Genomic DNA, 15,613 nt, shown 5'->3' with positions numbered 1-15,613 from the left:
CTGAGCACAAAATCGTGCGTTCTTCCCGGTTTCTCCGGCCTCCCCTATATGGTTACCGTTGATAACCTGATTACGATTTATACCCGACCGGTCGCGAATGCAAACGTCGGGGACAAGGAGAATACCCATGAAAATCGCTCTCATCGGCGCCTCTGGCTTCGTCGGCAAGGCCATCCTGAAGGAAGCCGTCTCGCGCGGCTGGAACGTCACCGCGATCGTGCGCCACCCCGAAAAGGTGGAGAAGCTGCCCGGCGTCACGGCCAAGCAGGTGGACGTCAACGATGTCGACGCGCTCGCCAAGGCGCTTTCAGGCCACGATGTCATCGTCTCTTCCTTCAACGGCGGCTGGGGCGACCCCGACATCTACAACAAGCACCTCAACGGCTCCCGCGACATCGTGAAGGCAGCCAAGGCCGCCAAGACACGGCTGATCGTTATCGGCGGCGCCGGCAGCCTTGAAGCCGCGCCAGGCGTGCAGATCGTCGACACGCCCGAATTTCCGGCCCAATACAAGGACGGCGCCCTGGCCGCCCGTGACGCATTGAACGAAATCCGCCAGGAAAAGGGGCTCGACTGGAGCTTCCTGTCACCGGCGATATTGCTCGCGCCCGGCGCCCGCACCGGCAAATTCCGCTACGGCGAGGACAAGCCTGTATTCGACGACAAGGGCGAAAGCCGGATATCGGTCGAGGATTTGGCCGTCGCAATCGCCGACGAGGCAGAGACGGGCAAGCACACCGGCAAGCGGTTCACGGTGGGCTACTGAACAAAGAAGAGCACCGCGCATCGCTGCGCGGTGCTCTTTCATGAGTCGCCACGTATTCCGGGCTCAGTGCCTGGTCTTGTGCTCAGGCAGGCCCTTCAGCTTGGTCTCGGCGAATTCCTCAAGCTGCTTTTCGCTCATCGATTCGAACATCTGTTTCGATGCGCCCTTGAGTTCGCTCACCTTGATCTCGCCGCGCTTGGCCGCAAGCGCCGCGCCGGCGGCTTTCTGCTGGGCTTTCGAAGTTGCAGGCATGGTTCAACACTCCCTGTTGTCTCCCAGGGGCAAACCCATCAGCCCGTCCTAATGTTCCGGGAAAAATCGTCTTATTGAGGCGCATTTGTGCGACGCGAGGCGATTCCGCCTCGCTGCAAAATGCTCTAGGCTACGCTCAGCCCAAAACCCTGCATCAGGCGGCGGGTGAGAAAATCGGCGCCGCCCGAGGTGAAGATCGCCACGTCCGGATCATGCTCCGGCTCGGCCTTCGACGCGGCCGGAATCAGCGACAGCGCCCGGCGCGCGATCGCTTCGGCCGGGTCCAGCCAGTCCACCGGCCAGGGCGCCAGCCGGCGGAAGACGTTGGCAAGAAACGGGTAATGCGTGCAGGCCAGCACCACGATGTCGGTGCGCTGGCCGTCCTGCTCGACGAAGCAAGGCTCGATCTCGGCCCGTATGGCCTCGTCGTCCAGCAGAACGCCACGAATATAGGCTTCCGCCATGCGGGCGAGGTTCTGGCTGCCGACAAGCCGCACATGGCAGGCATTGGCGAAGGACTGGATCAGGTCGCGCGTATAAGCGCGTTTCACGGTACCGGGCGTGGCCAGCACCGAAACGAGGCCCGAGCGCGTGCGCTCCGCTGCCGGCTTGATCGCCGGCACCGTGCCGACGAAGGGCGTGCCGGGAAAGGCCGCACGCAGGTCCGACAGCACCAGCGTCGAGGCCGTATTACAGGGAATGACCGCGATTTCCGGCCTGTGCTTCTCCAGCAACTCGCCGAAGAGGTCGACGATGCGCGCCCGCAGCGCCTCTTCCTCCCAGTCGCCGTAAGGAAAGCCGGCATCATCTGCCACATAGACGAAACGGCGGTCGGGCATCAGCACGCGCGCCTCGCGCAGCACGGTGAGCCCCCCAATGCCGGAATCGAACATCAGCACCGGCCGGTCGGTCATGTTGTCAGCGTTCCTCGTCCTTTACGGTTTCGCCGCTCTTGCCATGCCTATCACGATCTACTTTCGCTTTCCTTTCCGGGTTGCCGGAGCCGCGCGGCGTCTTGGGCGAAAAATAATCCAGGGAAGAAATGATCCCTCGAAGCAGCTTGATCTCCTCCAGCGTAAATGCCGGTCGGGTCAGCACCGCCCTCAGATTGTCGAGCATCTTCGGCTTTTTCGCGGCCGGGCGGAAGTATCCGCGCGCATCGAGCGCCGATTCCAGATGGCCGATCATGCCGTTGAGGTGTTCCTTGCTCGCCGGCATCACATCGGGCCCGGCAAACGGCGTTTGCTCAGCCCCAAAGCCCGACTTCATCCACTCATAGGACATCAGCAGCACGGCCTGCGCGATGTTGAGCGAGGCAAAGGCCGGATTGACCGGGAAGGTCACGATTTCGTCGGCCATGGCGACTTCCTCGTTCGACAGGCCAAACCGCTCGCGCCCGAACAGGATGCCGGTGCGCTCGCCGGCGTCGTTGCGCGTGCGCAGCCTGCGGCTCGCCTCCTCCGGCCCGCGCACCGGCTTGAAACCGTCGCGCTCGCGCGCCGTCGTGGCATAGATGAAGTTGAGGTCGGCCACGGCCTCTTCCAGCGTGTCGAACACCACCGCGCCGTCGATGACGTGGTCGGCCTTGCTGGCGGCCGCGCGTGCCTTTTCGCTCGGCCAGCCGTCGCGCGGATTGATCAGCCGCAATTCCGATAGGCCGAAATTGGCCATGGCGCGCGCCACCATGCCGATGTTCTCGCCGAGTTGCGGTTCGACCAGTATAATCGCCGGGCCTCCGGTGATCAGGGGTTTGTCGTGATCGGTGCCTGCCATTGTCCTTAACTGAAACCTGCGTTTGCTGGCGCCTTCTCTCGCACAAGTCGCCGCGAAACGAAACATCCCGCTCCGCGCCGGCGTCTGCCTTGGCGGTAGCGTTTGCGCGCCCACCCCCGCTTTGCTATAGGGGCCCGAACTCCCTTCGCAAACCCGTTGGAACAATTGCGTTCCGCTCCCAGAACGAGGCATTTCCATGACAAAAATCAAGGTGGATAATCCGGTCGTCGAACTCGACGGCGATGAGATGACCCGCATCATCTGGCAGTTCATCAAAGAGAAGCTGATCCACCCCTATCTCGATATCGACCTGAAGTACTATGACCTCGGTATCGAGAACCGCGACGCCACCAACGACCAGGTGACGATCGACGCGGCCAACGCGATCAAGCAGTACGGCGTCGGCGTCAAGTGCGCCACCATCACGCCGGACGAAGCCCGCGTGGAGGAGTTCGGCCTCAAGAAGATGTGGAAGTCGCCCAACGGCACCATCCGCAACATCCTGGGCGGCGTGATCTTCCGCGAGCCCATCATCTGCAAGAACGTGCCGCGCCTGGTTCCGGGCTGGACCAAGCCGATCATCGTCGGCCGTCACGCCTTCGGCGACCAGTACCGCGCCACCGACTTCAAGTTCCCCGGCAAGGGCAAGCTGACGATGAAGTTCGTCGGCGAGGACGGCAAGGAAATCGAATACGACGTGTTTGACGCGCCGTCCGCCGGCGTCGCCATGGGCATGTACAACCTCGACGATTCGATCTCCGAATTCGCCCGCGCCTCTTTCAACTATGGCCTGCAGCGCAAGGTCCCGGTCTATCTGTCGACCAAGAACACCATCCTCAAGGTCTATGACGGCCGCTTCAAGGACATCTTCCAGCAGGTCTTCGACGCCGAATTCGCCGAAAAGTTCAAGGAAGCGAAGATTTGGTACGAGCATCGCCTGATCGACGACATGGTCGCCTCGGCGCTCAAGTGGTCCGGCGGTTACGTCTGGGCCTGCAAGAACTACGACGGCGACGTGCAGTCGGATATCGTCGCGCAGGGCTTTGGCTCGCTCGGCCTGATGACCTCGGTGCTGATGACGCCGGATGGCAAGACCGTCGAGGCCGAGGCCGCGCACGGCACCGTCACCCGTCACTACCGCCAGCATCAGAAGGGCGAGGAGACCTCGACCAACTCGATCGCCTCGATCTTCGCCTGGACGCGTGGCCTCGCCCATCGCGCCAAGCTCGACAACAATGCCGAGCTGAAGAAGTTCGCCGACACGCTGGAGCGCGTCTGCGTGCAGACCGTGGAAGCGGGCTACATGACCAAGGACCTGTCGCTGCTGATCGGTCCCGACCAGCCCTGGCTCTCCACCACCGGCTTCCTCGACAAGATCGACGAGAACCTGCGCGCCGCCATGTCGGCCTGAGGCATGATCCCGAAAAGCCACCGGCTTTTCGGGCAGGCTTGAATGCCTGGAGCGAGATGGCGCTTCAACGAAAGGCCATCTTTCTCCAGGCCACATAGCCCAGACGAAAAAAGCCCCGGAGCGATCCGGGGCTTTTTTGTATCCATATTCTTGTCGGAAAGCTCCGGGGGCTATCGCCCCGGAGCGAATGGATCGACCCTGCTTACTGGAGCGCGGTCTTCACTGCGTCGATTGCAGCCTGGGCCTTGGTTGCGTCGGGGCCACCGGCCTGCGCCATGTCGGGCCGACCGCCGCCGCCCTGACCGCCGAGTGCTGCGGAGGCAACGCGCACCAGATCGACGGCGCTGAAGCGCTGGGTGAGATCGTCGGTGACACCCACGACCACGCTCGCCTTGCCGTCATCGGCCGCGCCGACGAACACCACGATGCCCGAGCCGAGCGACTTCTTGCCCTCGTCGGCCAGCGGCTTGAGATCCTTGGGCGACACGCCCGAAACGACGCGGCCCATGAAGCCCACGCCGGCAACGGTCTCGTTCTCAGCGACCGCGCCATTGCCGGTCGAACCGCCGCCGAGCGCCAGCTTCTTGCGGGCCTCGGTCAGTTCGCGCTCGAACTTGCGGCGCTCCTCGATAAGTGCCTCGACGCGCGACAGCGCGTCCGCCGGGGACACTTTGAGCGCGGAGGCGATCGCCTTCAGCCGGCGGTCCTGCTCGTCGAGGTGGCGGCGCGCCGCCTCGCCGGTCAGCGCCTCGATGCGGCGCACGCCCGACGCAACAGCGCCTTCCGAAACAAGACGCACGAGGCCGATGTCGCCCGTGGCGCTGACATGGGTGCCCCCGCACAGCTCGGTGGAATACGACTTGCCGGCCTTGTCGCCATGCAGGCCGGTGCCCATCGACACGACGCGCACCTCGTCGCCGTACTTTTCGCCGAACAGCGCCATCGCGCCCTCGGCAATGGCATCGTCCACCGCCATCAGCCGGGTGACGACCGGGCTGTTCTGCGTCACGATCTCGTTGGCCATGGTCTCGACGCGCTCAAGCTCCTCGGCCGAGATCGGCTTGGGATGCGAGAAGTCGAAGCGCAGTCGCTCCGGCGCCACCAGCGAGCCCTTCTGCGCCACATGGGTGCCAAGCACCTCGCGCAGCGCCTCGTGGATCAGGTGGGTGGCCGAGTGGTTGGAGCGCAGCCGGGTGCGGCGCTCGTGGTCGACCTTCATCTCAACCGCCGCGCCGGTCTTGACGTTGCCCTTGGCAACCTTGCCCGAATGGACGAAGAGGCCGTCGCCCTTCTTCTGCGTCTCGGCGATCTCGATGACGAAGCCTTCGCCCGACATGGTGCCGGTGTCGCCGACCTGGCCGCCCGACTCGCCGTAGAACGGGGTCTGGTTGACCACGACGTCGACCGTATCGCCCTCGGAGACCGACTGGACGACGGCGCCGTCCTTGACCAGCGCGGTGACAACACCCTCGGCCTGCTCGGTGTCATAGCCGAGGAATTCGGTCGCGCCGACCTTGTCCTTGACCGAGAACCAGACGGCCTCGGTCGCAGCCTCGCCCGAGCCCGCCCAGTTGGCGCGCGCCTCGGCCTTCTGGCGTTCCATCGCGGTGTTGAAGCCGTCGGTGTCGACGGAAATGCCGCGCTGGCGCAGTGCATCCTGCGTGAGGTCGAGCGGGAAGCCGTAGGTGTCATAGAGCTTGAAGGCAGTCTCGCCGTCGAGGCGGTCGCCGCTGCTCATCGTATCGGTCGCATCGGACAGAAGCGTCAGGCCGCGCGCCAGCGTCTTGCGGAAGCGCGTTTCCTCAAGCTTCAGCGTCTCGGTGATCAGCGGCTGGCCGCGCACCAGCTCGGGATAGGCCTGGCCCATCTCGCGCACCAGCGCCGGCACCAGGCGCCACATCAGCGGCTCGGCGGCGCCGAGTAGCTGCGCGTGACGCATGGCGCGGCGCATGATGCGGCGCAGCACATAGCCGCGGCCTTCGTTCGACGGCAGCACGCCGTCGGCGATCAGGAAACTCGACGCGCGCAGGTGGTCGGCAATCACGCGGTGGCTCGCGCGGTTCTTGCCCTCGGCCTTGACGCCGGTCGCCTCTTCCGACGCGCGGATCAGCGCCTGGAACAGGTCGATGTCATAATTGTCGTGCTTGCCCTGCAGGACGGCCGCGATGCGCTCGAGGCCCATGCCGGTGTCGATCGACGGACGCGGCAGCGCGATGCGCTCTTCCTTCGTCACCTGCTCGAACTGCATGAAGACGAGGTTCCAGATCTCGATGAAGCGGTCGCCGTCTTCATCCGGGCTGCCGGGAGGGCCACCGGGAATGCCTTCGCCATGATCGTAGAAAATCTCCGAGCAAGGGCCGCAAGGGCCGGTATCGCCCATCGCCCAGAAATTGTCGCTTGTCGCGATGCGGATGATCTTCTGTTCCGGCAGGCCCGCGATCTTCTTCCAGAAGCCGGCGGCTTCGTCGTCGGTGTGATAGACGGTGACCAACAGCTTCTCGCGGTCGATGCCGAATTCCTTGGTGATCAGGTTCCACGCAAACTCGATGGCGTTCTCCTTAAAATAGTCGCCGAAGGAGAAATTGCCGAGCATTTCAAAGAAGGTGTGGTGGCGCGCGGTGTAGCCGACGTTGTCGAGGTCGTTGTGCTTGCCGCCGGCGCGCACGCATTTCTGCGCGGTCGAGGCGCGCGAGTAGTTGCGCGTCTCAAGCCCGGTGAACACGTTCTTGAACTGCACCATGCCGGCGTTAACGAACATGAGGGTCGGATCGTTGCGCGGCACGAGCGGGCTCGATGGCACCACCTCATGGCCATTCTTGCGGAAATAGTCGAGAAAGGTCGACCGGATTTCGTTTACGCCGCTCATCTACCTGCCTTTACGAGAAACCGCCCCGCGCCCGGGGCGGAAAATGAACATGGCCTTTTAGCCTTCGCATCCTACCCTGTCCAGAACGCCGAAAGCCGACAATTTTTCGTCGGGCGCGCGCCAAAAGCCAACTCGCGCGATCATGAAACCGGCATCACGCAAACAGGCCGCCGACGCGAACGCCGACGGCCTGCCAGATCTTTCAGCGGTGACGAAACTTACGCTTCGCCAGCCTCGTCGAATCCTTCATCGTCGCCACCACCACCCTGATCGAGCATCTTCTCCGCGATCAGGCCGGCATTCTGGCGCAACGTCATCTCGATCTCGCGCGCCGTGTCAGGATTGTCGCGCAGGAACAGCTTTGCGTTCTCGCGCCCCTGGCCCAGACGCTGCGAATTGTAGGAGAACCACGCGCCCGACTTCTCGACGACCCCGGCCTTGACGCCCAGATCGATCAGCTCGCCGGTCTTGGACACGCCCTCGCCATACATAATGTCGAACTCGACCTGCTTGAAGGGCGGGGCCAGCTTGTTCTTCACCACCTTGACGCGGGTCTGGTTGCCGACGACCTCGTCGCGATCCTTGACCGAACCGATGCGGCGGATATCGAGGCGCACCGAGGCGTAGAATTTCAGCGCGTTGCCGCCCGTGGTCGTCTCGGGCGAGCCGAACATCACGCCGATCTTCATGCGGATCTGGTTGATGAAGATGACCATGGTGTTGGAGCGCGAAATGGTCGCGGTGAGCTTGCGCAGCGCCTGGCTCATCAGGCGGGCCTGCAGACCGGGCAGCGCGTCGCCCATCTCGCCCTCGATTTCGGCGCGCGGCGTAAGCGCTGCGACCGAGTCGATCACCAGCACGTCGATAGCGCCGGAACGCACCAGCGTGTCGCAAATCTCAAGAGCCTGCTCACCCGTGTCGGGCTGCGAGATCAGCAGGTTTTCCAGGTCGACGCCCAGCTTGCGGGCATAGACCGGGTCGAGCGCGTGCTCGGCATCGACGAAGGCGCAGATACCGCCCTTCTTCTGCGCCTCGGCCACCGTGTGCAGCGCCATCGTGGTCTTGCCCGAGCTTTCCGGGCCGTAAATCTCGACGATACGGCCGCGCGGCAGACCGCCGACGCCAAGCGCGATATCGAGGCCGAGCGAGCCGGTCGATACCGTTTCGATCTCGACGCTCTTCTCGTTTGCGCCAAGACGCATGATCGAGCCCTTGCCGAAAGCGCGCTCGATCTGCGACAGCGCTGCATCCAGAGCCTTAGTTTTGTCCACCGAATTGTCCTCAACAAGCCGCAACGAATTTTGAGCCATGATACATTACCCCTTGGACGTCAATGAAGGCCGGAAATTCCCCTTCCTTGATTGTTTTGTACCTTTTTTGTTCCCATTTGGCAATAGACGTTAAGCTATTGAATATAGTTTAATTTTCAAATTTGTTCCATTTTTGTACACGGCCATCACACTTTGGTGTGCGCGCCGCGCTCGGCGGCTTTCAAAGGCATGAAGCGGCACAGCTTCGATTCGTTTCCGCGCATTGCCCGGCGCGCGGCGAGGTCATAATGTCCGCGCCGGTTCGTTTCGACAGGACACAGGCATGAAATCTCCCTCCATTCTGGCCATTGGCGGCGCACATGTGGACCGGCGCGGCCAGGTCAGCGGCGTCTACGTTCCCGGCGCTTCCAACCCCGGCACCATGCGCGAGGATGTCGGCGGCGGCGTCTTCAACGCGCTGCGCGACGCGATTCGGCGCGGCGCCAAGGCATCCTTGATGTCTGTGCGCGGGGGCGACGCGGCCGGCGAGATGGTGGCCCGCGCCATCGCCGAGGAAGGAATTTCGGACCTCTCGGCCGTGTTCCTCGACCGCACGACGCCGAGCTATACGGCAATTCTCGACCGCGATGGCGACGTGATCACCGGCTTTGCCGACATGATGCTCTACGAGCTGGCGTTCCCCAAGCAGATGCGCCGTTCGAAGCTGCGCGAGGCGGTCGCCGGCGTAGACGCGATTATGTGCGACGCCAACCTGCCCGCCGAAGCCTTGCGAAGCCTGGTGGGCGCAGCAGAGGGCAAGCCGGTCTTCGTCATCGCCGTTTCGCCGGCCAAGGTGGTGCGGCTGAACGGCCTGCTTTCCGGCCTTGCCTGCCTGTTCATGAACCGCCGGGAAATCCGCGCGTTGGCCGAAACCGACGACACCGATATCGCGGCTGCGATTCAGGTGCTGCGCCAGCGCGGCCTTGTCAGGGGCGTCGTCACGGCCGGCGAAAGCTCGGTCATCGGCTTTGACGGCGACGAGCTGTTTTCCATCACGCCGCCGCCGGCGCGGAAGGTGGTGGACGTGACCGGCGCGGGCGATGCGTTGGCCGGCGCCACCACGGTTGCCATGCTGCGTGGCCTGCCGCTGCGCGAGGCACTGCGCGAAGGTGTCGCGGCAGCCGTGCTCGCCGTGGAAAGCGACAAATCCGTGCCGGATTTATCGCCGAAGGAATTTGCCGCAGTGCTGTCCCTTGTGCCCGGGGCCGAGGATATGCATTTAGGCGCCTCAATTGGAGACATTTCATGACGCCAGAAACCGCCCGCCCCTTCATCGACATCCACGCCCCGGTCGCCGAGGCGCTCGCTTCGGGCAAGCCGGTGGTGGCGCTCGAAAGCACCATCATCACCCATGGCATGCCCTATCCGCAGAACAGCGAGATGGCAGCCAATGTCGAGAAGATCATCCGCGACGAAGGTGCGGTGCCGGCCACCATCGCCGTCATCGACGGCCGCCTGAAGATCGGCCTCTCCGACGCCGAGCGCGAGGCGCTGGCCAAGACCACCGGCACCATGAAGCTTTCGCGCGCCGACCTCGCCTTTGCGGTGGCGCAGGGCCGCACCGGCGGCACCACGGTTGCCGGCACCATGATTGCCGCGCATCTGGCCGGCATCCGCGTCTTCGCCACAGGCGGCATCGGCGGCGTGCACAAGGGCGCTGAAAAGAGCTTTGATATCTCCGCAGACCTCGACGAGCTGGCGCGCACGCCGGTGGTCGTCGTCTCGGCCGGCGCCAAGGCCATTTTGGACATCGAAAAGACGCTGGAAGTGCTGGAAACGCGCGGCGTGCCGGTCGTCACCCACGGCTCGGACGTGATGCCGGCCTTCTGGTCGCGCATTTCGCCCTATGCCGCGCCGCTGCGCCTCGATGCGGCCGACGACATTGCCGCATTCTTCCGCACGCGTCAGGCGCTCGGCATCGAAGGCGGCATGCTCGTTGCCAATCCGGTGCCGGCTGCCGACGAAATCCCGGTCGAGACGATGGCCGGCTACATCGATGCCGCGCAGCGCGACGCCGAGGCACAGGGCGTTTCGGGCAAGGCGGTCACGCCCTTCCTGCTCTCTCGCATCCTCGAACTGACCAATGGCGCGAGCCTGAAGACCAATATCGCGCTGGTCGAAAACAACGCCCGCCTCGCCGCGAAAATCGCCAAGGCGCTGTAACGAGCAAGCAATCCGCCAATTCGCCCCGGTCGACGGAGAGGGGGTGCGGCGGCAGAAAAAGGGGATAGATTCCCGGGAATTCCGAAGCCGACCAAAGCTAACCCCCTGAAATCATTCGCCCCGAAAGAAAATCGCCGCGTCTTTTCTCCCCCACATTGCCGCCTCCCGCATAATCCTCCGCATCGGCCTCAGCGGGAACACGGGTCATGAACCGGATGAGCGTGGAGGCCGACGATGTCCGGGCTGGTGGTGCTACGGTCGCACTGCTGGGTGATGAACCCCCAAGTCCGGGCCTTTGCGGCGGCTGGCCACGCGAATGTGGAGGCGACTGAGCGGGGCAAGAGCATCGAACGGGCGGTCGAAGGGCCGCAAGATTTACTTAGATAAGCGTGTCCAACGACCGCCCGTCTTCCCAGGTTCTTTGACAACAGCCAGACGGTGAAAACCGGGCGTGGCGACGAATAAGTGTATCCCTTGGAGACAATGACGGAGGCCGGCCCTGTGCCCTCCCCGCCTTCGTTTCGGGAGGCAACCCACGAGACTCGGGCCGCCCTTCGCCGCCTCGGAAAAACGCAGAATCTCCGAATGAATCGCACAAGATCACAATCACTTCAAGAATGTGACTTCGCGTTCAACAAATCGTGATGGGATCAGGCAAATCGAGGTCACCTTTGGTCTTCATTTCTTGACTGCGAATGCCCATTTTCGCGCTTCGCGCGTGACCTATCCACGCGGGGGAAATTTGGAATCGCTTTGGAATTGCGTTGAAATTCAATGAATATGACAGCCCATAAAGTGGCGGCCCAGCCGGAGACCGGCGGCGAGGTCCCCTACAAATACTTCATCGAGGCCATGCGGCCGCTGACCGGCAAGTGGAAAATCGAGATCATGTGGTCCCTGGCACAGGGGACCCACCGCTTCGGCGAATTGCGCCGGGCACTTCCCGGCATCACCCAGCACATGCTGACGGTCCAGTTGCGTGAGTTGGAGGCCGACGGCCTCGTCAAGCGCACGGCCTATGAAGAAATGCCCCCGCGTGTGGAATACGACATCACCGAGGCCGCCCGTGGCCTGCAGCCCGTATTCCAGACTCTCATCGCGTGGTCAAAGCAGCATGGGCCGATCTCGCGTCGGCACACAGTCGACCGTGAGTAGAGAGACGCAAACGCCTGACCAGCCGTCAAGTTCGGATACCAAAAAAGGCGAGATGGCCCTCCCCATCTCGCCTTTTCGCTTTTGAAGCATGATCCCTCCCGAAAAGTCCGCGCCCGCTCGCTGACGCGGTCCTTCGGTTCGGATCAGCCCTTATCCGCCGAACTTGCCAGTGCGCGGAAAGCCCTTGGGCACCATGCGGCCGGCAGCCGCTCGGTTGCCGATCCACTCGAGCAGCTCCTCGCGGCTCCGCACGAAGGTGCGCTCGGCCGAATCCTGCCAGCTCAGCCCGTCGGCCATGGCGAATAGCTTGATGTCGAGCACGCCGCCGTCCTTGTAGCGCTGCAGGCGCACGCCCTTGCCGCGCGTCATTTCCGGGATCTCGGAAAGCGCGAAGACCAGCAGCTTGCGGTTGTCGCCGACGATTGCCACGTGGTCGCCCGTCACGGGCAGGCAGAGCTTGGCCTCGTCGGGCAGCTTGACGTTCATCACCTGCTTGCCCTTGCGGGTGTTGGCGACGACGTCCGGCTCCGGCACGACGAAACCGTTGCCCTCGGTCGAGACCAGCAGCAGCTTGCGCGCCGGGTCGTGAACGAAGGCGGTTACGATGTCCTGGTCGTTCTCCATGTCGACGATGATGCGGATCGGCTCGCCATGACCGCGGCCGCCCGGCAGGCGGTCGACGCCGATGGTGTAGAACTTGCCGCCCGTCGTGAAGACCAGGATCTTGTCGGTGGTCTGCGCGTGGAAAGCGAGCTTGAGCCCATCGCCCTCCTTGAAGCCGAACAGCGAATGGTCGTTGAGGTGGCCCTTCATCGCCCGCAGCCAGCCCTTCTCGGAGATGACGACGGTGACCGGCTCCTTCTCTATCATGGCGTTCTGGATGTCGTTCAGATCGTGATCGGGCGCGTCGGCGAAAGTGGTCCGGCGCTTGCCGACGTCCGGGCTCTCCTCGGGGCCGAAATCGCGGCGCACCTTGTGGACCTGCCAGGCGATCGTCTTCCACTGCTTCTCGTCGGAAGCCAGCAGCCGCTCGATCTCGTCCTTCTCGCTGCTGAGCGCGTCGTGCTCCTTGCGGATCTCGAGCTCCTCCAGCTTGCGCAAGGCGCGCAAGCGCATGTTGAGGATCGCCTCGGCCTGGATGTCGGTGAGCGACCAGCGGGCCATCATGACCTGCTTGGGCTCGTCCTCCTCGCGGATGATGCGGATCACCTCGTCGAGGTTGAGATAGGCGATGAGGTAGCCGGCGAGAATTTCCAGCCTGCGCTCGATCTCGGCCAGCCTGTGCTTCGAACGGCGGACCAGCACCTCCTTGCGGTGCTCCAGCCACTCCTGCAGCACGGATTTGAGCGACAGGACGTTCGGCACCTTGCCGCGCGACAGCACGTTCATGTTGAGCGGGAAGCGGCTTTCGAGCTCGGTGAGCTTGAACAGCGATTCCATCAGCAGGCCAGGGTCAACAGTGCGGCTCTTGGGCACCAGTACGAGGCGGATGTCCTCGGCGCTCTCGTCGCGGATGTCCTCGAGCAGCGGCAGCTTGCGGGCCACCAGAAGCTCGGCGATCTTCTCGATCAGGCGCGCCTTCTGCACCTGATAGGGAATTTCGGTGACGACGATGTTCCAGGTGCCGCGTCCCTGGTCCTCGACCGAATAGCGGGCGCGGACGCGGAACGAGCCCCTGCCCGTCTCATAGGCCTCAAGGATCGAGGCGCGGCTGTCGATGATGATGCCGCCGGTCGGGAAATCGGGGCCTTGCACCAGCCCGTCGCCCGGCTCCCTGCTGACGAGATCGTCGACGCTCGCGTCAGGATGGTCGATCAGGTGGAGTGCTGCGGTGCAGAGCTCGGCGGCATTATGCGGCGGAATGGAGGTCGCCATGCCGACCGCGATGCCCGACGAGCCGTTGGCCAGCAGGTTCGGGAAGGCGCCGGGCAGAACCACCGGCTCCTCGTCTTCCTCGTTATAGGTCGGTCTGTAGTCGACGGCATCCTCGGTGATGCCTTCCAAAAGCGCCACCGACACCTCGGTCATGCGCGCTTCGGTGTATCGCATGGCGGCGGCGTTATCGCCGTCGATATTGCCGAAATTGCCCTGCCCGTCGACCAGCGGATAGCGGACGGCAAAGTCTTGCGCCAGGCGCACGAGCGCGTCGTAGATCGACTGATCGCCATGCGGATGGAACTTACCCATCACCTCGCCGACGATGCGGGCGCATTTGGCAAAGCCCTGGTCGGGGTTGAGCCGCAAAAGCCGCATCGCATGCATGATGCGCCGATGCACCGGCTTCAGCCCGTCGCGCACGTCCGGCAGCGCACGGTGCATGATGGTCGATAGCGCATAGGCAAGATAGCGCTCTTCCAGCGCCTTCTTCAGATCGACCGGTTCAATATGATCGCCATCGCCGGAACCCGGCGGCAAGAGCCTTTTTCCCATGGTTTTCGGTTATCCGACCGTGCGATTCGCGGCAAGAGGGCGAATTGAAGCAAAAGCGCAAGCCTGGGCACGGGCATTTACTGCCCTGGACGCGTCACGTTCCGATTGCCTTTTTCGTGGATTTTTGAGCATGCTCCTCGCGAGCTGCTCGTTTCCGGGTCAGGCATGACTGGAAACGGCACAGTAGTCTTTTCTCAAGGACCAGCAATGATGATCCGCACGACTTTTCAAAAACTCGCTTTGTCGACCTTTCTTCTTGCGATGCCGCTGCACGCGGCTTACGCGCAGGACACGACCGCTGTGGCGCAGCGCTTCAAGGAGCTCCTTGCTTCCCAGAACATGGACGTCGACTGGAAAGAGGTCAACGGCGACGCTTCCAAGATGGTCTTCGAAGGCGTGACCTTTGGCGCCCCCGGTGAAAAGGAACGCCTTTCGATCGGCAAGCTCACCTTCGAGGGCGTGAACGAGGAGAACGGCGGATACAAGATCGACACGGTCACCACCGAGCCCTATCACTTCGCCGAAGACAAGGCCGCGGTCGACATCAGCTCGCTGGTGCTTTCGGGCGTCGTGCTGCCGGCCCCCGGCTCGAGCGACGCGCTTGGCTCGATGGCGATGTACGATTCAGCCTCGCTCGCCAGCCTGGACGTCAAGCTGAACGACAAGCCGGTGTTCACGATGTCCAATCTCTCGGTCGAGATGACGCCCCCCAAGGACGGCAATGCGCTGGAGTTCACCAGCTCGATCGAGAAGTTCACTGCCGATCTGAGCGCGATCGACGACGCCCAGACCAAGGCCGTCATCGACGGCTTGGGCTATAAGACCATCAGCGGCTACGTCGAATCCGCCGGTTCCTGGCAGCCTTCCGACGGCCGGCTGACCCTGTCGCAGAACGACATCTCGATCGAGAACGCCGGCACCATCGGCATGACCTTCGATCTCGGCGGCTACACGCTGGCCTTCCTCAAGTCCATGCAGGACCTCCAGAAGAAGATGGCCGACCAGCCCGAAGGCGCCGACAACTCGGCCCAGGGCCTGGCGATGCTGGGCCTCATGCAGCAGCTGACCTTCGAAGGTGCGAGCGTGCGCTTCGACGACGATTCGCTGACCGGCAAGGTGCTGGAATACGTCGCCAAGCAGCAGGGCGTGAAGTCGACCGACATCGCCAACCAGGCCAAGGCCATCGTGCCGTTCATGACCTCCCAGCTCAACAACCCGGACCTGTCCGGCCAGATCAGTGCTGCGGTCAACAAGTTCCTGGAGGATCCGAAGAACATCGAAGTCCGGGCCACGCCTTCCTCGTCGGTTCCCTTCGCCCTCATCGCAGCGGGCGCCATGGCCAACCCGCTCGACCTGCCCAAGACGCTCGGCGTCACGGTCCAGGCGAACGAAGAAGCCGAGCAATAAGTTTAGCACCAAGAGACGAAAAAAGCCCGGCAGCGATGCCGGGCTTTTTCGTTGCGGAGAGAAACGCCTGCGGGCGGTTC

At 63.3% G+C, this 15,613-nt stretch carries 12 protein-coding genes; 6 read left to right on the top strand and 6 right to left on the bottom strand.

What is annotated here, in order from left to right:
* Window positions 1-127: 127 nt before the first annotated feature.
* The gene (locus C7I85_RS14985; RefSeq protein ID WP_106724813.1) at window positions 128-766 is read left to right on the top strand and encodes an NAD(P)-dependent oxidoreductase; all 639 of its coding nucleotides are present in this window, start codon (window positions 128-130) and stop codon (window positions 764-766) included.
* 63 nt (window positions 767-829) lie between these two features.
* Here the strand turns inward: C7I85_RS14985 and C7I85_RS14980 are convergent, their stop codons facing one another.
* The 3 genes from C7I85_RS14980 to C7I85_RS14970 form a co-directional block, all read right to left on the bottom strand.
* Window positions 830-1,018: a DUF3008 family protein gene (locus C7I85_RS14980; protein WP_106724812.1), complete on the bottom strand. Its 189-nt coding sequence runs from the start codon at window positions 1,016-1,018 to the stop codon at window positions 830-832.
* A 125-nt stretch (window positions 1,019-1,143) separates the two neighbouring features.
* On the bottom strand, window positions 1,144-1,932 hold the full coding sequence (murI, locus tag C7I85_RS14975; protein WP_106724811.1) for a glutamate racemase: 789 nt from the start codon (window positions 1,930-1,932) through the stop codon (window positions 1,144-1,146).
* Between the two features lie 4 nt (window positions 1,933-1,936).
* Complete coding sequence (locus C7I85_RS14970) at window positions 1,937-2,791, bottom strand: RNA methyltransferase (RefSeq protein WP_106724810.1); 855 nt, start codon at window positions 2,789-2,791, stop codon at window positions 1,937-1,939.
* Window positions 2,792-2,987: 196 nt separating this feature from the next.
* Between C7I85_RS14970 and C7I85_RS14965 the strand changes: the two genes are divergently transcribed.
* Window positions 2,988-4,202, top strand: coding sequence for an NADP-dependent isocitrate dehydrogenase (locus tag C7I85_RS14965; RefSeq protein ID WP_106724809.1), 1,215 nt, complete (start codon window positions 2,988-2,990; stop codon window positions 4,200-4,202).
* A gap of 202 nt (window positions 4,203-4,404) precedes the next feature.
* Here the strand turns inward: C7I85_RS14965 and alaS are convergent, their stop codons facing one another.
* Entirely contained in the window at window positions 4,405-7,068 is a 2,664-nt protein-coding gene (gene alaS, locus C7I85_RS14960) for an alanine--tRNA ligase (protein ID WP_106724808.1), read from the bottom strand.
* A gap of 218 nt (window positions 7,069-7,286) precedes the next feature.
* Complete coding sequence (recA, locus tag C7I85_RS14955; RefSeq protein WP_106724807.1) at window positions 7,287-8,378, bottom strand: recombinase RecA; 1,092 nt, start codon at window positions 8,376-8,378, stop codon at window positions 7,287-7,289.
* 283 nt (window positions 8,379-8,661) lie between these two features.
* On the opposite strand from recA, the gene C7I85_RS14950 reads away from it, so the two are divergent.
* The 3 genes from C7I85_RS14950 to C7I85_RS14940 all read left to right on the top strand — a co-directional run bounded on the left by C7I85_RS14950 (window position 8,662) and on the right by C7I85_RS14940 (window position 11,696).
* Entirely contained in the window at window positions 8,662-9,627 is a 966-nt protein-coding gene (locus C7I85_RS14950; protein WP_106724806.1) for a carbohydrate kinase family protein, read from the top strand.
* On the top strand, window positions 9,624-10,541 hold the full coding sequence (locus C7I85_RS14945) for a pseudouridine-5'-phosphate glycosidase (protein WP_106724805.1): 918 nt from the start codon (window positions 9,624-9,626) through the stop codon (window positions 10,539-10,541). Before C7I85_RS14950 ends, C7I85_RS14945 begins: the two co-directional genes overlap by 4 nt.
* 852 nt (window positions 10,542-11,393) lie before the next feature.
* Window positions 11,394-11,696: a winged helix-turn-helix transcriptional regulator gene (locus C7I85_RS14940; protein WP_106725082.1), complete on the top strand. Its 303-nt coding sequence runs from the start codon at window positions 11,394-11,396 to the stop codon at window positions 11,694-11,696.
* A gap of 150 nt (window positions 11,697-11,846) precedes the next feature.
* Here the strand turns inward: C7I85_RS14940 and parC are convergent, their stop codons facing one another.
* Window positions 11,847-14,126 (bottom strand): DNA topoisomerase IV subunit A, encoded by a 2,280-nt coding sequence (gene parC / locus C7I85_RS14935; RefSeq protein ID WP_106724804.1) that lies wholly within the window; start codon window positions 14,124-14,126, stop codon window positions 11,847-11,849.
* A gap of 207 nt (window positions 14,127-14,333) precedes the next feature.
* On the opposite strand from parC, the gene C7I85_RS14930 reads away from it, so the two are divergent.
* Window positions 14,334-15,533, top strand: coding sequence for a hypothetical protein (locus C7I85_RS14930; RefSeq protein WP_106724803.1), 1,200 nt, complete (start codon window positions 14,334-14,336; stop codon window positions 15,531-15,533).
* The last annotated feature ends 80 nt before the right edge of the window (window positions 15,534-15,613 follow it).

Origin of the sequence: Pseudaminobacter soli (ex Li et al. 2025) (genome assembly GCF_003012705.1) — a bacterium.
Taxonomy (GTDB): Bacteria; Pseudomonadota; Alphaproteobacteria; order Rhizobiales; family Rhizobiaceae; genus Pseudaminobacter; species Pseudaminobacter soli.
This window is presented reverse-complemented; position numbering and strand designations above follow the sequence as displayed.